Here is a 19,372-nt window from a genome sequence, read left to right on the forward strand (position 1 = left end):
GGCGGGTCTCAGCGCAGGACGGCCGCCAGCAGGTCGGCCCCCAGCGCCGTCACGTCGGGCACGTTGAGGGTGTAGCGGACGAACCGGCCGTGCCGGCGGGTCGTGAGCAGGCCCGCGCGGCGCAGGACGGCCAGGTGGCGGGAAACCTCCGGCGGCGAGAGTTCCCAGGCGTGGGCCAGTTCGCTGGTGGTGTGCGAGCCGCGGGCCAGGGTGCGCAGCAGCCGCAGCCGGACCGGGTGCGCGAGCGCCTCCAGCCGCAGCGTGACCGTCTCCAGCGAAACCGGCTTCGGCGGGCTCGCCTCGGCGACGGGGTACTGCAGCACCGGCTGCCACCCGCGTGCGTGGACCGCCACCAGGTGCGGGCGGCCGAAGACGCTGGGCACGAAGGTGACGCCGCGGCCGGCCGTCGCGTTGTCCTGCAGCTTGTCGACGACGATGCTGGTGCCATCGGGCGCCAGGGTCACGGCGCCGGAGACCGACGCGAGGGCCGCCCCGATGCCCTGGCGCTTCAGCAGGTCGTTCTTGAGCCGCAGGTCGGTCGCGAGCTGCCCGGCGATGCCCGTCCAAGCGGCGTCGAAGAAGGCCTCGGCGCACTGTTCGAGGGTGTCGCGCACCCGCGCCCGCACGGCCGCAGGGTCCGCGAGCAGCCGTTCCGCGAAGGCCTCCTGGAGCACGCCGCGGGCTTGGGCGAGGTCCAGGGCTCGCTCGCGCACCGTCGCGTCGGCGAGCGGTGACGGCCCGGCGAAGTGGACCCGGTTGCTGCCGCACGTGGTGATGAGCGCGGCGGTCACGTAGGTTTCGTCGTCGATCCGGTCGACGTCGTCCAGCTCCTCGACGAGGGTCGGCCGGGGACGCGCGGGGACCAGGAAGTCGGCTCGCGAGGAACGCCAGAGGAACTCCGCCTCCTTGAGCCGCTCGGCCAGCTCCGGCCGCAGCCCGGCCCAGACGTCCCCGGCCCAGCCGGCGAGCTGCGGGTGGTGCCCGGGTTCGGCCAGCACGTGCAGCATCGCGGTCAGCTCGGCCAGCGGGGAGGCGGCGAACCGCAGCCGCCCCGGCGGCAGGCCGCCGATGTCGATCCTCAACGTCACCCCGTCATTCTCGCGGGTCGGACGGCCGATGACCGCGCCGGTTGACGGTGTCCGTCAATCGACGCGGCCAGGACGGCGGCCGGCCGCACCGTGGACGCCATGGCAACCCCCACCAAGATCCGCCCTCGTGCCCTGGTCCGGGCCTCCGGCGGTCCCCGCTATGCCGTCGCGCTGGTCGTGGACGCGCTCGGCACCGGCATGCTGCGGCCGTTCCTGCTGCTCTACGGGGTGACGGTGCTGAGGCTGTCCCCATCGGTGACGGGCATCGCCATGACGGCCGGCGTCGTGACGGGCCTGGTGTGCATGCCGGCGGTCGGCCGGTGGCTGGACCGGGGCGCGCGCAGCACGGTCGTGGCGGCATCGATGCTGGTGCGGGTGCTCGGCGTGGCGCTGCTGCTGGCCGCGCCGCCGGGGCACGTCTGGCTGTTCACGACGGCGGCGCTCTTCCTGGGCATCGGCAACCAGGCGTGGCCGGCCGCCCACGCGGCCCTGGTGGCCACGGTCGCCCACGGCCGCGAACGCGACGCGGCCCTCGCGGGCGGGCGAGCGCTGCGCAACGCCGGCTTGGGTGTGGGCGCGCTGATCGCGACGGCGTGCCTGGCGGGCGGCACCACGGCGTTGCAGGTGCTGGCGGCCTGCACCGGGCTGGCGTACCTGGCCGCGGCGACGTTGGCGTGGTCGGTCCACCTCCAGGCCCACCCGAGCACGACCCGGCCCGAGGACGCCGGACCCGCACCCCGGATGCGCGCGCTGCTGGCGGCCAACGTGATCTACGTGTTCTGCCTCAACGTCCCCGAAATCGCACTGCCGCTGGTCCTGCTGACCGAGCTGCACGCGTCCCCGGTGTGGGCGGCGGCGATCTTCGTGGCGAACACGGTGGTGGTGGTGACCCTGCAGGTGCCGGTCACGGTCCTGCTGTCCCGCTTTGCCCGGCGGACGGTGCTGTCGCTGGCCGGGGTGGTGATCGCTGCGTCGTATCTGGGTTTTCTGGCGGCCACGTCGTGGGGTGCCGCGGCGGTGGCGACGGTGTCCGTGGTGTGCACTCTTGGCGAGATCGTCTACGCGGGCAGTGCGACTGCGCTTGTCACTTCTCTTGTTCCGGCTCCGGTTTTGGGTCGCGCTCTGGCGCGGTTTCAGCTTTCCACGGGCTTTGGTCTGGCTGTGTCGCCGGCGGTGATCACCGGTCTTGCGTCTCAGGGTTCGGTTGTTCTCTGGGGAAGTCTTGCCGCTGCGACGCTGGTGTCCGCGTCGGCCGTTGCGACCGAGAAGTGAGCGCTCGGCCCGCGATAGAACGTCAGCTGCAGGTCTTCGTCGGGTGGGCAACTCGGTATGCACCCGTCGTCGCCCGCGGCGGTCTGCTTGCACGGTGCAGGCGATGAAGGCTTCGTCGACGTCCAAGTCAGCCGGGCGGCAAGAACTGCATCGCGGTACTGCGTCGCGGTGTGCCGCACATCACTCACGCCGGACAAACCAGTAGCGCGGAAAAGCCCCATTGAGCAGGATCAACCCCCGTGCTCTCCGATCTGTGGCCCCAGTACGGCCTCACCATCCTCACGCCGCGGCTCGAGCTTCGGCTCCCTCGCGAGGAAGAACTGGCCGACCTCGCCCACCTCGCCGCCATCGGGGTGCACGCGCCGGGTGAACGTCCGTTCCTGACGCCCTGGACCGACGGCGGCCCCGACGAACGCGCACGGTTCGTGCTCCAGGGCCACTGGAGCCGGCTCGCAAACTGGACCGTCGAAGCCTGGCAACTGGGCCTGGGCGTCTTTCGCGACGGCGACCCGCTCGGCGTCGTCACGCTGCGGGCGCGTGACTTCACGGTCGTCCGGGAGGTCACGACCTCCGCGTGGCTCGGAGTGGCCCACCAGCGCAAGGGCTACGGCACCGAGGCCCGCGCCGGGCTGCTGACGCTCGCCTTCGACCACCTCCGCGCGCGGGCCGCGCTCACCGAGGTGTTCCAGGACAACCACGCGTCGCAGGGAGTGTCCCGCCGGCTCGGCTACGAGCCCGACGGCATCTCCGTCGACGCCCGCGGCGACGAAGCCCTCGTCTCCGACCGGCTACGGCTCACGCGGGAAACGTGGACCCGGCAGGCGCGAACCGGGACCAAGGTGGAAGGCGTGACGGCCTGCCTGCCGATGTTCGGCCTCTGACCAGCTCAGAACAGCGTCGCCGGCTCGATCGGCTCCGGCTCGGGCAGTGCATCGAGGCCCGGCACCAGCGCTCGCACGTCCGCGTGGAAGCGGCGGGCGAGCGCCGGGGCGTCGTTGTTGTCGGGGGTGTGGACGAACACCGTCGGCGATCGGCCCTCGCGCAGCCAGCCGGCCACCTCCTCCGTCCACGGCCGCCAGCCCTCGACCGTCTCCTCGACCGAATCCCGGCCCAGGTAGCGGACGATCGGCTGGTCGGTCAGTGCCCGCGTCCGCCGGGGGAGCCGCGGTTTCTTGCCCCACGCCTCCTGCTCGGCCTCGCTGGTCGGCGGGGTCCGGAAGAAGACCGTCGTGTCGAACGGCACCCACTCGGCGTCCGCGCCGGCGAGCGCCCCCTCCAGCAGCGACGTCGAGGCGGCGTCGGTGAAGAACTCGGGGTGACGCACCTCCACGGCGCGCCGGCGGTCGGCGGGGAGCCGACGCAGGAAGCGGACGAGGGCGTCGACGTCCGCGGGGCCGAACGAGCCGGGCAGCTGCGTCCACAGGACCGCGCGTTCGCCGAGCGGTTCGATCGCGTCCAGGAACGCCCGCATCTCCGTCTCGACCCCGGCGAACCGGCGCTCGTGCGTGACGACCTTGGGCACCTTGACCACGAACCGGAAGCCGGGGTCGGTCTGCTCCGCCCACGTCTCGACGGTGTTCCGGGCGGGAGTCGCGTAGAAGGTGGTGTTGCCCTCGACTGCGTTGCACCAGCCGGCGTAGGCCCGCAGCCGTTCCTTGGCCGGCAGCGGCTGCGGCAGGAACCGCCCGGGCCACGCCTTGTGGGTCCACATCGCGCAGCCGACGTGCAGACGTCCCACCGGCGTCACCTCCCCTCGATCGTAAATGAAAACTACTACCCGGCCCGCGGCCTTTACCCTCGACGGGTGGACGACGCTTCGACGCGAATGGCGCTCTCGATCGCGAGAGCTGCCGAACACCGCGGTTGCTTCGCGCCCGCCGACTGGCCGGACGTCGCGGTCAGCCTGCTGCTGGAAGGCAACGACGATCCGGAGATCGCCGAACTGGCCGGCCTGAGCCGCCGGGTGAACGGGTGGGACACCGAACCGCTGGTGGCCGCCATCTGCGAGCGGCGCGGGATCTCGCCCCTCGGCACGGACGAGGCGGCCGCTCTCCTGGCCCGCCTGCTGGCCGACGACCTCCGCGCCCGGCCGGCCGCGGTCACCGCACCGATGATCCGCGCGCTGGCCCGGCTCGCGCCCCCGGACTTCGCCTCGGACCTGGCCAGCCGATGCTTCGCCGCGGAAGAGTACCTGGACTGCGGCTGCGCCCAGCCCGACTTCGACCTCGAGGCGGAACTGCAACGGTCGCCGACGCTGCGACTGCCCGCCGCCGTCGTCGAGGCACTCGCGCGACCGCTGCGCTCGACCCAACCCGCTCGCGGGCACTAGCCGACGCATGCAAGACCTGACCACGCGGCTGGTGCGTCGATTCGGTCCCGAGGCCGAAGCCTGGCTCGCCGACGTCCCGGCCCTCGCCGCGCGGCTGGCCTCCCGATGGGGACTCATGCTCGGTGACATGTTCGGCAGTGGGGCGTCCTCGGTCGTCTTCCGCTGTCGGCGGCCGGACGGCACGCCGGCCGTTCTCAAGCTCAGTCCCGACCGGACATTGCTGGCCAGGCAAGAAGAAATGGCACGCCTGTTCGCGCCGTCGGGGCGGGTGCCGGCCGTGTTGTGCGCCGACGCGGACGCCGGGGCGATGGTCATGGAGGAGGTCCTCCCCGGCACCGAAGCCGAAGACCTGTCACCGGCATCGCTGCCGCAGCTATGGGGCGAACTGCTCGCGGACCTGCACACGGTCACCCCGCCCGCGCGATGGCCGTGGGATCTGCGGGGCCGGTGCGACGAGGCTTTCGCCCGGGTCGGCCGGCGACTGGCCGAACCCGCCATCGGCGCGCGGATCAGCCGGGCCGACTGGCAGCGGACGATCCGACGCTGTGACGCATTGCTGGACACTCAGCACAGAATCGTCCTGCTGCACGGCGATCTGCACCTCGGCAACGTCCTCGACGGCGGCCCGTCGCGGGGCCTGGTCGCGATCGATCCGAAGGCGTGTCTGGGTGATCCGTGCTTCGACGCCGTCGACTACGTCGTCGCCGGTGCCGGGCACGAGGGTGTCGAGGTGCGTTGCCGGCGGGTCGCGACCGCATGCGGGCTCGACGGGGACCGGCTGTTCGCCTGGAGCCGCGTGATCGCGCCGATGTTCGCCATCGCCCACCTCACGAACGGCGGTCCCGAGGCGACGCTCGACGAGCTGCTCACCCTGACCGCCGGGTGAGGTCCGCCAGTTCGGCGGTGCACATCATGAGCATGCGGGTCGGCAGGTGCCGGAGGTAGTGGTCCACATCGGCACCCAGCACGAACACGTGCAGCGGCAACCCGCTTTCGTGACACGACTCGACGGCCTGGCGCACCGCGGCCAGCACCGCCGGGTGCCGGGTCCGGTACGACGACGCGACGAGGTGGTTGCCGCGGTCCGCGGCAAGGTAGAACTGGATCAGGTCCTTGGTGCCGATGAACAGCTCGCTGGCTCCCGCGGCGCGGAACCCGGCCGTCGAGTGCACGGCGGCCGGTGTTTCGAGGAAGACGCCGAGAGGTGTGTCGCCGGTCAGGCCGAGGTGCTGCCGCAGCCTCAGGAACTCGTCCTCGTCGTTGATGAACGGCAACGCGAAGCCGACGCGATCCGCGTCCCAGCCGAGGCGGTCCTGCAGGTACGCGCGCAGTGCCCGGAACGCGCGCGGATAACGCTCGTCCGCCAGTAGCCACCGGGCGCCGTGGAGGCCGAGCTCCGGGTTGGGTTCCTCCGCCACCGTCACCCCGGTCGTGATCCGGGCGGCATCGTCCGAACGGAGGTCGAGCAGCCTCATGACCAGGCGCTGGCCGGGGAGGAGCTCCTTCACCATCGAGCACAGCTCCGAGGCGATCGCTTCGCCGTACCGCTCGGCCTCGCGATCCCCGGCCCGGAGCGCGTCGACCGGGCTCAGATCGGCGGCGAAGCAGACGAACTCCTCGCGGACGAAGAAGCAGCTCGCCTGCTCGACGCGCGGCACGAGGTCGTTCGTGGACCGGATGTCGGCGGCGTCGGCGATGACCACGCAGATCGACTCCAGGTCGTCGACGCCGATACCCGGGACTCGCGCCGGCCGCGGCGCGACGTCGACACCGCCGAGGACGACCGACTCGCGGTCGACCCGGATGGTGACCTCGCCGGCGAACACGGCCGCGTCGAACTCGTCGACGCGCAAAACGGGGATTCCCCGCGAGCGGCACAGCGACTGCATGTGGCCGGTCCGGCCGCCTCGGGCGCAGATCACGGCGGACGAGACGACGATGGCGTCGTAGCAGTCGGGGCTCAGCGTCTCGACCACCAGAATGGCGCCCGCGACCGGTTTCCCGGTGGGGTTGCAGACACCGCGAACGCTCGCTCGTGGCGAGCCGACGAGCAGGGAACCCGGTATCTCACGCAAGCCCGGCCGAGGCATCACACCAGGCTGACCGACCTCCCGCCGCCGGCGCGTCTTCCCCCTTGCGGCTCCCGGTAGTCCACTGTGGACGCTCAGCCGAGCGACTCCACCGGCTCGTCGAGCGCTAGCAGGCCACGGAGTTCGCGCGGGGTGACGGACAGGTCGTTGAGCTTCGTCATGGCGGCCGTGTTGACGGCGGATCGCCGGGCGCGATCGGTCCCGCCGGAGGTGTCGCCCCCGAGGCTCGCCTCGAGCCGGGTCGTCAGTGCGTCCCGGTCGCTCTTGCGGCGCGCGGTCAGCCGACGCACCTCGAGCATGACCGAACGGGAGAACGCCTCCCCCAGGCCGAGATCCTCGGCACGCTCGCCGTAGCACGATTCGAGCCGGCGCAGCACGGTCGCGGCGACGCCGACCGAATGGTTCTTGATCGCGGCGAGGTTGAACGTGAACGCGCCGATCCGGCCGTACCGGACGATCTCGTCACCCTCGCGCGGACCGCCGATCACGGAGATCGGGCCGGACGCGGCCCCGGACGGTCCGAGGAGGGCACCCGACGCGTCGACCTCCACACCGCGCCCGGTCCGCCGGTGCCGCACGGCGATCTCCTTGCGCAGGAGCGCCGCCCAGAGCGCCGACCCGGTCCGGCCGTAGTCCGGCTCCCGCCCGAAGTTCGAGATCACGAGGTCCGCTTCGAGCGTCCGCGCCGGCGATCCGGCCACCGACACCCTCAGCGTGCCCGCCTCGGCGCCGACGATCCGGTCCACCTTGCCGGTGACGAGGGTGATCGGCCCGCCGCCGTCGATGGCCGCGTCGACGATCTCGGTCGTGTACGCGACCGCGCCGACCCGCAGCGTGGCCAGCAGCGTCCCGTACTGGTCGAGCAGGGACCGCAGGTCGGCGGCGGGGATCCGGGCCAGCACCGCGGGCAGGTGGGGTTCCCACGCTTTCGAGACCCGTTCCGCCACGACCATCGGCGCCACCTCCGGGTGTTCGCGGACGACGCTTGCGCACGCCCGTTCCCATTCGGCCGTGACGCGCCGAAGCAGGGCTTCGCGGCCCTCGTAGCTGTCGCTGTGCAGCCGCGGCGCGGGCAGATCGAGAACGCGGTGCCGGTGGTCCGGCGGGTAGGTCCGCAGCATCCGGCCGGACCGGGAGATCATCGCGATCTTTCCCGTGTGGCCACGCCGCAGCAGCAGCGCGGCCGAGTCGTACGCGGTGAGCAGCGTGCCGATGATGGCGACCGTGGCGTCTTTCCGGATGCCGAGAATGCGCGCGGTTCCCGCTTCGGAATACGGGTGCCGAACGAAGGACGGGTGGTTCGTCACGTCGGTCGCGAACGGAAGGTCCCGTTCTTCGAGGCCCGTCGCGACGACGACGTGGTCGGCGCGGAGAGTCACGCGATCGGGCTCGGTACCGTTGTGCGGCAGGGAGAACCGGTCGACGACGACGTGCGCGTCGCCTGCGCCGATCGCCACGTCGACGACTTCACCGTCGGCTTCGACCAGGGTCACGCCGTCCGCCGCTTCGCGCGCGGCTTCGGCGAGGCGGTCCGCGAGGTAGTCGGCGTAGATCCGGCGCGGCGCGGGCCCGGACTCGGTGAACGTGAAGCCGCTCCACTGCGCGGGCCAGCCGGTGCGGTCGGCCTCGGTGTTCGCCCAGGACAGGAAATCGTCGACGTCCTCACGGAACATCGACATCCGGCCGGCCTGGATGTTGAAGACGTGGTGCCAGTGGTTGCCCGCCCGGTGGTAGGCCACGCCGGCGCTGCGGTATTCGGGATGCCGCTCGATCAGCAGAACCTGCAGGGGTTCTCGCGCGAATTGGAGGAGCCTGACCGCGGTGGCGGTGCCGCCCAAGCCCGCGCCGACGATGACCACCCTGCGAAAACCGTCCGAGAACCGCATCTGTGCCACTCCTGCGCTTCGACAGCGAGCGATGAGATTACCTGGTGCCGCCCCGGATACGCGGCGTCCGATCGTGTCCGCGCATTCACCCGACCGGGGGCGAATCGGTCACCGGCCGGTCGTCGCCCCGGTGGCGGACGCGATGAGGGTCATCGGCCAGCGGATATCTTCGGTCGTTTCCTGGAGAATCGACACCCCGTTCCGGTGCGAACCGGCGAGCCGGCCGCCGGTGGCGAGGCAGTTTCGAACCAGGGAAAGCAGCTCGTCATTCGCGAACCCCGGCTGAAGGTCGTGCTCCCAGATTTTCAGCGCGTGCAGCGCCGCGCGTCGCGAGACGTCCGGAGTCTCCGCGTACCAGTGTCCGCCCATTCTGCTCTGCGGCGCGTGGCCGGTCGGCGGCACACGCCGGCCGAGCCGCTTCTGCCGCACGCGCGCGTTCGTGTACTGAGTCGCCTCCGCGCGCCACACCGCGCGGCTGGCCTCCAGCTCCTCCAGCGCACGCACCAGCGCCCGCTCGTGCCGCTGGTACGGCCCGGCCAGCTCCTCGAGAAAGCTCAACGTCGCCCGGTGGCCGATCGGGTGGTACAGGCTCACGCACGAACACAGCGCCGCGACCCGCCGACCGTGCGCGAGCCGTCCGTCACGCACCCTCCGCGCCCGCTCTCCGAACCCCATCAGGCGACCCTACCCACCGGCTCGCTCGAGCTACGGGCCGTCCCGATCTCCGCCGCGCGCCGACGGCCGTCCCTCGCCCTCGATGGGCTCCGGCCTGCTGCCGATGACCGGACGCGCCGCCGAGCCGGGCGGCTCGCTCGTCGCGCTCGGCGGCGCGGTCGTGCGCCAGTGCGGCGCGCAGCAGTCCCTTCCGGGCCCGGACCCCGCGACGAAGAGCGGAGGCACCGGATTTCCGGTGCCCCCGCTCCCGTGTCTCCCGCGAACCGTCAAACGGTGTGCGGGCTGTGCGCGACGGTGTTCCAGCCCGAGGCGTGGACGCCGGCGTCGCCGCCGTTGCCCGCCCAGCCGGAGTTCCCGCCGGTGGTGGTGCTGTCGTTCCCGGCGTCACCGGTCCAGCCGGTGGCACCCGTGGTGCCCGAGTCGCCCGAGGTCACCGCGGTGTGCGACTTCGTGCCACCCTGGTGCCAGCCACCGCAGTGGTGGCGGCCCTGCTGCTCGTGCCCGCGGGCCGACGTGACGGCGGTGTTGCCGCCGGTCGAGCCCGAGTCACCCGAGTTGCCGGACGTGCCGCTCACCGCGTTGTTGTGGCTGGTGGCGTTCCCGGCGTCGCCGGAGTTGCCACCGTTGCCGCCCTTGGCGGTGCCGGACACGAAACCCAGGACGCCCTGCTCGTGCCGGTTCCAGCTGCTACCACCGGCGTTCGTCCCGGACGCGGCCGTGGTGGCGTCGCCACCGTTGCCCGCGTTGCCGGAGTTCCCGCCGGTCGTGGTGCTCCAGTTGCCCGCGTCACCGGTCGAACCGGTGGCGCCGGTGTCACCCGAGTTACCCGACGTCACCGTGGTGGCCGACTTCGAGCCGCTCTCGTGGTGCCAGCGGTTGCCCTGGCCACCCAGAGTCCAGACGACGGCGGTGTTGCCGCCGGTGGAACCGGAGTCGCCCGAGTCGCCGGAGTTCCCGGTCACCGCGCTGTTGTGGCTGTCCGCGTTACCGGCGTCGCCGGAATTGCCACCGTTGCCGCCGGTGGCGGTGCCGGTGACCGAGCCCAGGACGCCCGTCTTGCCGCCCTGGTCGTGACGCTTCCAGCTGCTGCCACCGGAGTTCTTCCCGGACGCGGCCGTGGTGGCGTCGCCACCGTTGCCCGCGGTGCCGGAGTTCCCGCCGGTGGTGGTGCTGGTGTTCCCGGCGTCGCCGGTCGAGCCGGTGGCGCCGGTGTTCCCGGAGTCACCCGAGGACACGGTGGTGCTGCACTGCGCCAGCACGCACAGGCCGTAGGCGCTGTTGCCGCCGGTGGAGCCGGAGTTCCCGGAGTCGCCCGAGTTCCCCGACACCGCGGAGTTGCCGCTGGTGGCGTTGCCGGCGTCGCCGGAGTCGCCACCGTTGCCGCCCTTCGCGGTCCCGGTCACCGAGCCGAGGACGCCGCGGGCGCCCCGCGAGTCCGCGGTGTTCTTTCCGGTCGCCGCCGCGGTCCCGGAGCCGCCGTGGCCGGCGGTCCCGGAGTTGCCGCCGGTGGTGGTGCTGGTGTTCGAGGCGTTCCCGGTCGACCCGGTCGCGCCCGTGTTCCCGGAGTCGCCCGAGGACACCGAGGTGCTGCACTGGGCCAGCACGCAGACGCCGTAAGCGCTGTTGCCGCCGGTCGAACCGGAGTTGCCCGAGTTGCCGGAGTTCCCGCTGACAGCGTTGTTGCCGCTGGTCGCGTTCCCGCCGGAGCCCGAGTCGCCGCCGTTACCGCCGTTCGCGGTGCCGGAGACGACCGAGTGCAGCGTGGTGCCGAGCCCGCCGAGCGGGCCCTGGTTCCCGGTGTCCGCACTGGCCACCGCTGACCCCAGCAGGACGAACCCGCCGGAGATGAACGCGGCGGTCAGGCCGCGTCGCACGTACTTGTGCATGACTTCCCTTTCCTACTCTCTGTCCATTGTGGATTTTGAGGGTGGAAAGGGTTTGTCAGCTCGGATGGTCGTTGCCGTAGTACTCGAGCCAGTGCAACGACCACGCCCCGGCGGGTGGTGCCCGCCACGTGCGATCGGTACCGGGAACGGCGCTCCCGGCCGTGGTCACGGCGTACTCGCCGCCGTGCTGACCACCCGGACTCGCCGACATCGCCCCGCTCGTACCGGAGACATCGGCGGGTAGCCCGCCGCCCGAACCGGACCACGGACCGGCCACCCCGGAAATCGTCTCCCGGGTGACGTGGCGATGGTGCGCGTCCCCGTGCCCGTGCCCGGCAACGGCCGGAAGGCCCGTCACCTGGGCCGGAGAACCTGTCTCACCGGGCGCCGACGACGGTACTGGCTGCCCGGTCACCGGCGACAGCACACGGTCGGTCCCGATCGGCCGCACCACGGGTGCGGTCAGCGGAGCCGTCGCGGCCAGCACCGGCTCGGTCACCGGCGACAGCGCGTGCAGCACCGGCTCCACCGCGCGCGACACCGGCGCGACGACGGGCTCGAGCCCATCCGTCACCGGCTTCACCACCGGAGCCAAGCGCGACGTCACGGCGTGCAGCGTGCCCGCCACCGGCTCGACCACTGGAGCCACGCGCGATGCCACCGCGTGCACCGTGCCCGCCACCGGCTTCACCGCCGGAGCCAGGCTCGTTGTCACCGAATGCACCGCGCCCGCCATCGGCTCGACCACCGGAGCCACCTGCGACGTCACCACATGCACCCCGCCCACCACCGGCTCGACCGGCTTCACCACGCCGTGCGCGGCGTCACCGGCCCGATCGAGCAGGCTCGGCCGGTCCGGCGGCGGCGCTCCCGGAGAAGCGTCCGCGGCCTGCGACACGGCCAAGGCCAGCAGGGTGAACCCGACCAACGCACCGGCCACCACGAGCACCCGCAGCAGCACCGGATGCCGGACCAGCGTGTCGTCCGTCTGGGAAGTATCCATCCATTTCACCCCCTTTCGAGTCTGGACTTCACCGTCAGTCGTGTTTCGGCGCGACACCGATCACCGGATTGGGTCTAAATCACTATTTTTTCTTTCGCCCCAACGTGTTTACTACCTCTGAGTAGCGGGTAACTGCGTCCGTTTTCGGGTGTCCCGTCCGGACACTTCACCCACTCGGGAAATCGACCCATCCGCCGCGCGCCCGGCGCCGAACGCGCACTGTCCACGAAGGATCCGTCCCGCCGCCGGGGTCCGGCGGCGGGCAACGTCCGCCGTCCGTGCGGGCGGGTTAGGAGATCACCCGTGTTTGGCAAGCGCTATGCCGCGTCGATGATCAACCGCAGTGCCGAAAACGACCAGGACCGCCGCCGCTTCCTCAAGGCGGCCGGCATGACCGGCCTCGGGGTCGTCGGAGCGGGCGCCCTCGGCGGCCTCACCGCCGGGACCGCGTCCGCCGGCGCCCGGCCCGCCGCCGCGGCAGCCGCCCCGAGCGGGGTGAGCGACGGCGCCGTCCTGAACTTCGCCCTCAACCTCGAGTACCTCGAAGCCGAGTTCTACCTGCACGCCACGACCGGCAAGGGCTTGGCCGACGCGATGACCACCGGCACCGGCACCCGCGGCGGCGTCACCGGCGGCCGCGCCGTCCGGTTCCAGACCAAGGCCGCCCGCCAGTACGCGCAGGAGATCGCCGGGGACGAGAAGGCCCACGTCCAGTTCCTGCGCACCGCCCTCGGCTCGGCCGCGGTCAGCCGCCCCGCGATCGACCTGCAGTCCAGCTTCACCGCCGCCGCCCAGGCCGCCGGCCTGGTCAAACCCGGCCAGACCTTCGACGCGTTCTCCTGCGAGGAGAACTTCCTGCTCGCCGCGTTCCTCTTCGAAGACGTCGGCGTCACCGCCTACAAGGGCGCCGCCCCGCTGATCACCAACAAGACCTACCTCGAAGCCGCGGCGGGCATCCTCGCGGTGGAGGCGTACCACGCGGCCAACATCCGCAGCGCGCTCTACCAGCGTGGCGACGGCAAGGCGACCGTCAAGCTCTCGAACGCCCGCGACAGCCTCGACGGCTCGAGCGACGACGACCAGGGCGTCATCGACAGCCACGGCAACGCCAACATCGTCCCCACCGACGCCAACGGCATCGCCTACAGCCGCTCCCCCGGTCAGGTCCTCAACATCGTGTACCTGACGAACAAGGCCGCCAAGTCCGGCGGGTTCTTCCCGAAGGGCGTCAACGGCGAAGTGAACACCAGCGCCGCCAACTGACCCGGCGCTCGAACCCGGCCGGCTCGGCGATCGACCAATCCGATCGCCGGGCCGGCCCGAACCATGAACCGGGCCGGTGTCGAGGGAAGGTCGGTTTCAGCGATGGATTTCGACAACGAGCTGGCGCGGCTCACCCGCCGGGTCGCCGGGGCGGCCGAAACCACCGTCGGGCTGGGTGAGCTTCCGGACCTGCGTCAGGTGCGGAACCTCGTCGCCGACGCGCTGATGTTCGGTGCATGCCCCGGCGACCGGTTCGGCGGGGTCCTGCTCGTGATCGACGAGCTGGTCGGCAACGCCTACCGGCACACCACCGCGGCGCGCGAACTGCACGTCACCCGCGCCTCCGGGAACCTGCTGGTCGAAGTGAGCGACCGCGATCGGGACGTCACCTCGGTGCGGGCTCTCGGCCCGGGATCGGGCCGGTTCGGCCTGCGGCTGGTGAGCCAGCTTTCCCTCGACTGGGGCGTACGCGCCGACGGCGACGGCAAGGTGGTCTGGGCACTCGTGCCGATCAGGCTCTTCCCCGCGCCTCTCGAAGGGCCGGCCGCCGCCACGACCCTGGAGTGATCCGGCGGTGACGGCGACCGGCGGGACGCCGCCGCTGTTCGGCGTCCCCCGACGGCGGATCCCCTGCACCCCGCCGTCAGACCGGACCGCCTCCCGAGACCCGTCCGGGAAGCGGAAACACGGCCGTCGCAGCTCCCCGGGATCGAGGAACTGCGACGGCCGTTCGTTCACCGGGCCACCCGCAAGGGAAGGCTGACAGCCCGGGAGCCGGTGTTACTTGTTGGTGCCGGGGGTCAGCACCTTGTCGATCACGAAGACCGTGGCGTTCTTCGTGGGGATGTTGCCGCACAGGATCTTCGCGCCGTTGACGGTCATGTTCTCGCCCGAGCCCTCGATCTTCAGCTGGCCACCGGCGGCGTTCAGCGAGTCGAGCATGCCGGCCGACTCGAGACCCTTGGCGTCGTAACGCTTGCCGACGACGTGGTACTGCAGGATCGGCGACAGCTCGGCCGGCTTGCCCGCCAGCTCTGCGAACTTCGCGTCACCCAGCGCGGCGAACGCCGGGTCGGCCGGCGCGAACACGGTGATCGCCGGGGCGCTGTTGAGCGTGTCGACCAGGTTGGTGGCCTTGACCGCCGCGACCAGCTTGGTCAGCAGCGGGTTCGTCGACGCCGCCGACGCGACCGGCTGCGGGCCCATCGAGTCGAGCGAACCGGGCGCGGAGCCCTGCGGCAGCTGCGAACAGGCCGGACCGAAGACGTCGGCGTTGGTGGTCACGCCGTTGGACGCGGCGGAGTCGGCGGAAGACGACGGCGCGGCCATCGACGACGACGGCGCCGGGGCGCTGGAGCTGCCCGAGGAAGCGGTGTCGCTGCCGCTGCACGCGGTGAGGGTGAGCGCGGCGGCCGCGGTCAGGCCGATGCCGGCAATACGAAGGTTACGCACGAGAATTCACTCCAATTGATTACGCGGCTGAGGCGACCGGTTTCGGTATCCGCCTCTGTTACTGGGTATTCGTGGCTCCGAGTCGACCGGATTGGTGGATCGGAAAAGAAATTTCAGGCGGCCGTGAACGTGACGTTGTGCCAGCCGGTCGCGCCGTCGGGCACGGTGCCCGCGCGCATGTCGGTCTGGGTGTAGCCGGTCTTGTCGGTGGCGCGGCAGAACACCTGGTGGACACCCGAGGGGATGTCGATTTCGGTCCACCACATCCGCCAGGTGTTCAGGTTGACCTCCTTCGACAGCGTCGTCTCCTGCCACGGACCCTGGTCCATGCGCACTTCGACCTTCTCGATCCCGGTGTGCTGCGCCCACGCGACCCCGGCGACGCGCACCTTTCCCTTTTGGACGTTCGCGAAGCCGCGGTGGGAGTCGATCCGCGACTCCGTCTTGATCGGCGCCTCGCGGGCCCAGCTGCGCTTGAGCCAGTACGCCTGGCGCGCGTCCCACGTCGTGACCTCGATGTCGACGACCCACTTCGTCGCCGACACGTAGCCGTAGAGGCCGGGCGTGACCAGCCGGGCCGGGAACCCGTGCTCCAGCGGCAGCGGCTCGCCGTTCATCCCGATCGCGAGCATCGCGCCGCGGGCGCGGTCCTGCCCCGCGGCGACCGGCGTGCCCGACGTCCAGCCGTCGACACTGGTGCAGAACAGCTGCTCGGCGCCGGGTTTCACCCCGGCTTCGGCGAGCAGGTCGGCCAGGTCGACGCCGATGAAGTTCGACGTCGACACGTAGTCGCCGCCGACCTCGTTGGACACGCAGGTCATCGTGACGGTGCGTTCGACCAGGGGCCGGTTGCGGATGTCGTTGTAGCTGAAGCGGACTTCGCGGTCGACCATGCCGTGCAGGCGCAGGCTCCAGTCCTCGGTGCGCACCTGCGGCACCGACAACGCGGTGTCGACGCGGTAGAACTTGTCGTTGGGGGTCAAGAACGGCGGCGTGCCCAGCTTCGCGAAGTCCGCGTCGGCCGGGATGGCCGGCGCCGTGCGTGCCGGGACCAGCTTGCCGACCGCCTCCCGCGACGCCGTCGCATCCCTCGATGAGCTGATCAGCTGACCACCGAGCCCGGCCGCCCCGGCCCCGACGACGACCCCCGCGCCGCCGAGCAGGAACGCCCGCCGTGACGTGCCGGTCTTCTCGTCGGAGCCGGACTCCCGCCACACGCGAGGCGCGATCCGGTGCAAGAGAAGAAAAACCGCGATTCCCACGACCAGGCTCGCGATCGGCGCGAGCAGCGCCACCGCGGTCAGGTCGGGACGCTCGAACACGGCGAAGGCACCGACCAGGCCGAACAGCGCGATGAGCACGGTGCCCGGGACGGGCGACCGTCGCGACAGGACTCCCGCGAGCGCGGCGACGCCCAGCATCACCAGCGCCATGCTGCCCAGGAGCACCAGCTTGTCGTAGGTGCCGAAGGTGCGGACGGCGAAGTCCTTCAGCTCGACCGGGGTGAGGTCGATGGCGCCGTTGCCCACGGCGAGGTACGGCGAGGCGTTGATGCTGATGAAGCCCGCCACCAGGTGCCCGGCCGCCAACGCGGCGGCGAGCGCGAGGACTCCGGTGAACGCCGCCGCGAAGAAGCGCAGCCGCGTCGGCGTCGGCGGAGCGGGGGTGTCCGGCGGGTGAGTCACTTCGGTAGCGGCCATACCCGTTGTTCGGGCCTGAGGCGGCGCGGTATGGGTCTGTGACCGCGACGACACCTGGAACACGCCCGAACAGGTGACGGCCGGGCCGGTCCGGATATCCGGACCAATACGCGGGGCCTCGACCGACGAATCAACGGCGACAGGTCGTCCACGGCGCACTCCGTTCGCCGTGGGCGCGGCTCGGCTCCGGCCGGGAAGGATTCGCCATGGCCGCCGCGCGCGCCACGTTGACCGCTCTCCGCCCACTACCCGACGCGCCGGCGACGTCCGAGGAACTCCTCGGACGCGTGGCACTCGGTGACGAGCACGCGTTCTCCGTTCTCTACGACCGGCTCGCCGGTCCGGTCTTCGGGACCGTGCTGCAGGTGCTGCGCTCCCGGCCGTACGCGGAGGAGGTGACGCAGGAGGTGCTGCTCGAGATCTGGCACAAGGCCGCGCGGTTCGACCCGGCTCGCGCGAAGGTCACAACGTGGGCGCTGACCATCGCGCACCGCCGGGCCGTGGACCGGGTCCGCTCCGAGCAGTCGGCGCGCGACCGCGAGGACCGTGTCGAACTGCTCGACGTGCGCCAGCCCTACGACGACGTCGTCGAGACCGCACTGTCCACAGAGGAACACCAGCAGGTCCGCGACGCCCTGTCCGCGCTGACCGAGCTGCAGCGGGAATCCCTGCTGCTCGCCTATTACCACGGACTCACGTGCCGCGAGGTCGCCGAAAAGCTCGGCGTCGCGCTCGGCACCGTCAAGACCCGCGTGCGCGACGGCATGATCCGCCTGCGGGACGCGTTGGGAGCGACCCGATGACCACGGCCGACGTCCACACCCTGACCGGCGCGTACGCCCTCGACGCGGTCACCGACGTCGAGCGGGCCGCGTTCACCCGGCACCTGGCCGAGTGCCCGGTCTGCGCGGGCGAGGTGGCCGAGTTCCGCGCGACGGCCGCGAAGCTCGGACTGGCGGTGACGGCGTCCCCCACGTCCCGGCTGCGCAGCCGGGTCCTGACCGCGGTCGCCACGACGCGGCAAGTCCCGCCGTCGGTCCCCGCCAGGCGCAAGCGCGCGACGGTCGCGCTGGCCGCGGTCGCCGCCGCGGCCGCGGTCCTCCTCGGCGGGATCGGCATCGGTGCGCTCCAGTCGTCGTCCCCGACGGCTCAGGTCGCCGAGCCCGCCCCGGACGCGATCACGATCCGCGCGAGCGCCACCGCGGGCGGCGCGGCGACCGTGAGCTTCTCGCGGCAACACGGCGAAGCTGTCGTCACGGCGCAGTCGCTGCCCGGGCTCGACGCGGGTCACGCGTATCAGGTCTGGCTCATCGGGCGCCGCGGCGCGCAGTCCGCCGGACTGCTGCACACCGGATCCGGCACGGTCATCGCGGCCTTGCCGGCAGACGTCGACCGCGTCGGCATCACGACAGAGCCCGCGACGGGGTCGCCGCAGCCGACGACGCCGGCGGTCGTCCGGGTGCCGATCACCTGATCCCGGGCGCACACCGCATCGGCGGGATCAGCGAGCCGAGCAGTCGGCGTCGGCTCGGTGGGGTCTCGGGATCCATCTCCACAGCGCCCCCGCCGCCGCGAAACCGACCAGGCCGCTCGCCACGATTCCCGCGCCGAGGCCCGCCAGTGCCGTCACCGCCGACAGGATCAGCGGACCCACCCCCGTGCCGATGTCCGCCAGCTCGTTCCAGATTCCGATGTGCGTCGGCCGGCCGACCTTCGGGGAGACGTCGGCGCCGAGGGTCATCACGATGCCCGAGCCGATTCCGTTGCCGAAGCCCATCAGCATCGCCACCACCGTCAGCAGCGCCGCGCCGCTCGCGAGGGGCATCACCAGGAACGACACGCCCAGCACGAGCGTCGCCGGCACCGCGACCCAGCGCCGGCCGTAGCGATCCATCACCTTGCCGGCCGGGTAGAACGTCAGCGCGTCGACGGCTCCGGCGATGCCGTAGATGATCGAACTGGTCGTCGGCGACAGGCCGATGTGCGCCGCCCACAGCGGCACCACCGTCTGGCGGGTCTGGCGGATCGCCGACAACAGGAGGATTCCGACGCCGAGCGTCGCGTACACCCGCCACTGCTGCTTGAGCATGCCCCGGGTCGTGACCGCGGACGCGGCCGCCCGGTCGTCGGCCGTGACCTCCAGGTCGGGCACCCGCAGCACCAGGGCACCCGCCGCGAAGATCGCGGCCAGGCTCACGTAGTACGCGCCGGGCAGTCCGGCGAACTGCATCACCGCGGCGCCGGCGAACGGCCCGAGGAACACGCCGATCCGCATGCTCCCGCCCAGCGTCGACAGCGCCCGGGCCCGCATGTGCGCCGGGACGATCTCGGTCAGGTACGTCTGGCGGGCCAGGCTGTAGACCGCGGCGGCCGCTCCGATCAGCGTGACCCCGCTGCCGTAGAGCAGCAGCGACCACGGTCCGTGCCCCGCGTCGACCAGGCAGACCAGCAGGCCCACGACCATGACGGCCGCCGCCACCAGCATCGACCTGCGTTCACCGACCCGGGTCGCGAGCATGCCGGCCGGGATGTTCGCGGCCAGCGAGCCGACCCCGAGCAACGCGGCGATCAGCGCGGCCGTCGACGTGGTCGCCCCGCGGTCGATCGCGCTCAGCGCGATGACCGGCAGCACGGCTCCCTCGGACACCCCGAACAGGGCGGCCGGCCCGTACGCCGCCGCGGCGACCGAGCGCAAGCGGAACTCTTCGACCATGTCCGACCATCATGC

Annotated in this window: 18 protein-coding genes; 8 read left to right on the forward strand and 10 right to left on the reverse strand. The window is 71.9% G+C overall.

The annotated features are described in order from the left end of the window. Positions 1 to 8: 8 nt before the first annotated feature. Positions 9 to 1,088: a DUF5937 family protein gene (locus tag ACZ7PG_RS02705; protein ID WP_470237349.1), complete on the reverse strand. Its 1,080-nt coding sequence runs from the start codon at positions 1,086 to 1,088 to the stop codon at positions 9 to 11. Positions 1,089 to 1,187: 99 nt separating this feature from the next. Between ACZ7PG_RS02705 and ACZ7PG_RS02710 the strand changes: the two genes are divergently transcribed. Both ACZ7PG_RS02710 and ACZ7PG_RS02715 read left to right on the forward strand, forming a co-directional pair. Then, positions 1,188 to 2,360, forward strand: coding sequence for an MFS transporter (locus ACZ7PG_RS02710; RefSeq protein ID WP_470237350.1), 1,173 nt, complete (start codon positions 1,188 to 1,190; stop codon positions 2,358 to 2,360). A 239-nt stretch (positions 2,361 to 2,599) separates the two neighbouring features. Then, positions 2,600 to 3,241 (forward strand): GNAT family N-acetyltransferase, encoded by a 642-nt coding sequence (locus tag ACZ7PG_RS02715; protein ID WP_470237351.1) that lies wholly within the window; start codon positions 2,600 to 2,602, stop codon positions 3,239 to 3,241. A gap of 5 nt (positions 3,242 to 3,246) precedes the next feature. Here the strand turns inward: ACZ7PG_RS02715 and ACZ7PG_RS02720 are convergent, their stop codons facing one another. Next, entirely contained in the window at positions 3,247 to 4,071 is an 825-nt protein-coding gene (locus ACZ7PG_RS02720; protein WP_470238986.1) for a DUF72 domain-containing protein, read from the reverse strand. Between the two features lie 93 nt (positions 4,072 to 4,164). Here ACZ7PG_RS02720 and ACZ7PG_RS02725 point away from each other — a divergent pair, with 93 nt between their 5' ends. Beyond that, the gene (locus tag ACZ7PG_RS02725) at positions 4,165 to 4,689 is read left to right on the forward strand and encodes a hypothetical protein (RefSeq protein WP_470237352.1); all 525 of its coding nucleotides are present in this window, start codon (positions 4,165 to 4,167) and stop codon (positions 4,687 to 4,689) included. 7 nt (positions 4,690 to 4,696) lie between these two features. Then, positions 4,697 to 5,575 carry an aminoglycoside phosphotransferase family protein gene (locus tag ACZ7PG_RS02730; RefSeq protein WP_470237353.1) on the forward strand — a complete coding sequence of 293 codons (879 nt, stop codon included), beginning with the start codon at positions 4,697 to 4,699 and terminating at the stop codon, positions 5,573 to 5,575. Here the strand turns inward: ACZ7PG_RS02730 and ACZ7PG_RS02735 are convergent. The 5 genes from ACZ7PG_RS02735 to ACZ7PG_RS02755 form a co-directional block, all read right to left on the reverse strand. Further along, positions 5,556 to 6,779, reverse strand: a complete 1,224-nt coding sequence (locus tag ACZ7PG_RS02735; RefSeq protein WP_470237354.1) for a putative PEP-binding protein — start codon at positions 6,777 to 6,779, stop codon at positions 5,556 to 5,558. The two genes, ACZ7PG_RS02730 and ACZ7PG_RS02735, sit on opposite strands and share 20 nt — an antisense overlap. Before the next feature lie 74 nt (positions 6,780 to 6,853). Next, on the reverse strand, positions 6,854 to 8,665 hold the full coding sequence (locus tag ACZ7PG_RS02740; protein WP_470237355.1) for an FAD/NAD(P)-binding protein: 1,812 nt from the start codon (positions 8,663 to 8,665) through the stop codon (positions 6,854 to 6,856). 108 nt (positions 8,666 to 8,773) lie between these two features. Beyond that, positions 8,774 to 9,340, reverse strand: a complete 567-nt coding sequence (locus ACZ7PG_RS02745; RefSeq protein ID WP_470237356.1) for a hypothetical protein — start codon at positions 9,338 to 9,340, stop codon at positions 8,774 to 8,776. A gap of 266 nt (positions 9,341 to 9,606) precedes the next feature. Continuing rightward, complete coding sequence (locus ACZ7PG_RS02750; RefSeq protein WP_470237357.1) at positions 9,607 to 11,226, reverse strand: autotransporter outer membrane beta-barrel domain-containing protein; 1,620 nt, start codon at positions 11,224 to 11,226, stop codon at positions 9,607 to 9,609. A gap of 55 nt (positions 11,227 to 11,281) precedes the next feature. Then, positions 11,282 to 12,229 (reverse strand): hypothetical protein, encoded by a 948-nt coding sequence (locus ACZ7PG_RS02755; RefSeq protein ID WP_470237358.1) that lies wholly within the window; start codon positions 12,227 to 12,229, stop codon positions 11,282 to 11,284. A 303-nt stretch (positions 12,230 to 12,532) separates the two neighbouring features. Between ACZ7PG_RS02755 and ACZ7PG_RS02760 the strand changes: the two genes are divergently transcribed. Both ACZ7PG_RS02760 and ACZ7PG_RS02765 read left to right on the forward strand, forming a co-directional pair. Beyond that, positions 12,533 to 13,492, forward strand: a complete 960-nt coding sequence (locus ACZ7PG_RS02760) for a ferritin-like domain-containing protein (protein ID WP_470237359.1) — start codon at positions 12,533 to 12,535, stop codon at positions 13,490 to 13,492. 102 nt (positions 13,493 to 13,594) lie between these two features. Beyond that, complete coding sequence (locus ACZ7PG_RS02765; protein WP_470237360.1) at positions 13,595 to 14,059, forward strand: ATP-binding protein; 465 nt, start codon at positions 13,595 to 13,597, stop codon at positions 14,057 to 14,059. Between the two features lie 213 nt (positions 14,060 to 14,272). Here ACZ7PG_RS02765 and ACZ7PG_RS02770 read toward each other — a convergent pair whose 3' ends face one another. Continuing rightward, entirely contained in the window at positions 14,273 to 14,944 is a 672-nt protein-coding gene (locus ACZ7PG_RS02770) for a fasciclin domain-containing protein (protein WP_470237361.1), read from the reverse strand. 113 nt (positions 14,945 to 15,057) lie between these two features. Beyond that, entirely contained in the window at positions 15,058 to 16,644 is a 1,587-nt protein-coding gene (locus tag ACZ7PG_RS02775; protein WP_470237362.1) for a molybdopterin-dependent oxidoreductase, read from the reverse strand. Positions 16,645 to 16,850: 206 nt separating this feature from the next. Here ACZ7PG_RS02775 and sigK point away from each other — a divergent pair, with 206 nt between their 5' ends. Together sigK and ACZ7PG_RS02785 are read left to right on the forward strand one after the other, a co-directional pair. Next, positions 16,851 to 17,447 carry an ECF RNA polymerase sigma factor SigK gene (gene sigK, locus ACZ7PG_RS02780; RefSeq protein WP_470237363.1) on the forward strand — a complete coding sequence of 199 codons (597 nt, stop codon included), beginning with the start codon at positions 16,851 to 16,853 and terminating at the stop codon, positions 17,445 to 17,447. Beyond that, a complete protein-coding gene (locus ACZ7PG_RS02785; RefSeq protein ID WP_470237364.1) occupies positions 17,444 to 18,118 on the forward strand; it encodes an anti-sigma factor in 675 nt (224 codons plus the stop codon). Before sigK ends, ACZ7PG_RS02785 begins: the two co-directional genes overlap by 4 nt. A gap of 27 nt (positions 18,119 to 18,145) precedes the next feature. On the opposite strand, the gene ACZ7PG_RS02790 is transcribed toward ACZ7PG_RS02785, so the two are convergent. Beyond that, a complete protein-coding gene (locus ACZ7PG_RS02790; RefSeq protein WP_470237365.1) occupies positions 18,146 to 19,357 on the reverse strand; it encodes an MFS transporter in 1,212 nt (403 codons plus the stop codon). Between the last annotated feature and the right edge of the window lie 15 nt (positions 19,358 to 19,372).

This window comes from Amycolatopsis sp. NPDC114504, assembly GCF_055633595.1.

Bases quoted from the DNA above. Each gene is read 5' to 3' on its own strand.
- ACZ7PG_RS02750 (WP_470237357.1), bottom strand. From the start codon at position 11,226: ATGCACAAGTACGTGCGACGCGGCCTGACCGCCGCGTTCATCTCCGGC.
- ACZ7PG_RS02720 (WP_470238986.1), bottom strand. From the start codon at position 4,071: ATGTGGACCCACAAGGCGTGGCCCGGGCGGTTCCTGCCGCAGCCGCTG.
- ACZ7PG_RS02790 (WP_470237365.1), bottom strand. From the start codon at position 19,357: ATGGTCGAAGAGTTCCGCTTGCGCTCGGTCGCCGCGGCGGCGTACGGG.
- sigK (WP_470237363.1), top strand. From the start codon at position 16,851: ATGGCCGCCGCGCGCGCCACGTTGACCGCTCTCCGCCCACTACCCGAC.
- ACZ7PG_RS02785 (WP_470237364.1), top strand. From the start codon at position 17,444: ATGACCACGGCCGACGTCCACACCCTGACCGGCGCGTACGCCCTCGAC.
- ACZ7PG_RS02755 (WP_470237358.1), bottom strand. From the start codon at position 12,229: ATGGATACTTCCCAGACGGACGACACGCTGGTCCGGCATCCGGTGCTG.
- ACZ7PG_RS02745 (WP_470237356.1), bottom strand. From the start codon at position 9,340: ATGGGGTTCGGAGAGCGGGCGCGGAGGGTGCGTGACGGACGGCTCGCG.
- ACZ7PG_RS02735 (WP_470237354.1), bottom strand. From the start codon at position 6,779: ATGCCTCGGCCGGGCTTGCGTGAGATACCGGGTTCCCTGCTCGTCGGC.
- ACZ7PG_RS02775 (WP_470237362.1), bottom strand. From the start codon at position 16,644: ATGGCCGCTACCGAAGTGACTCACCCGCCGGACACCCCCGCTCCGCCG.
- ACZ7PG_RS02710 (WP_470237350.1), top strand. From the start codon at position 1,188: ATGGCAACCCCCACCAAGATCCGCCCTCGTGCCCTGGTCCGGGCCTCC.
- ACZ7PG_RS02765 (WP_470237360.1), top strand. From the start codon at position 13,595: ATGGATTTCGACAACGAGCTGGCGCGGCTCACCCGCCGGGTCGCCGGG.
- ACZ7PG_RS02730 (WP_470237353.1), top strand. From the start codon at position 4,697: ATGCAAGACCTGACCACGCGGCTGGTGCGTCGATTCGGTCCCGAGGCC.
- ACZ7PG_RS02740 (WP_470237355.1), bottom strand. From the start codon at position 8,665: ATGCGGTTCTCGGACGGTTTTCGCAGGGTGGTCATCGTCGGCGCGGGC.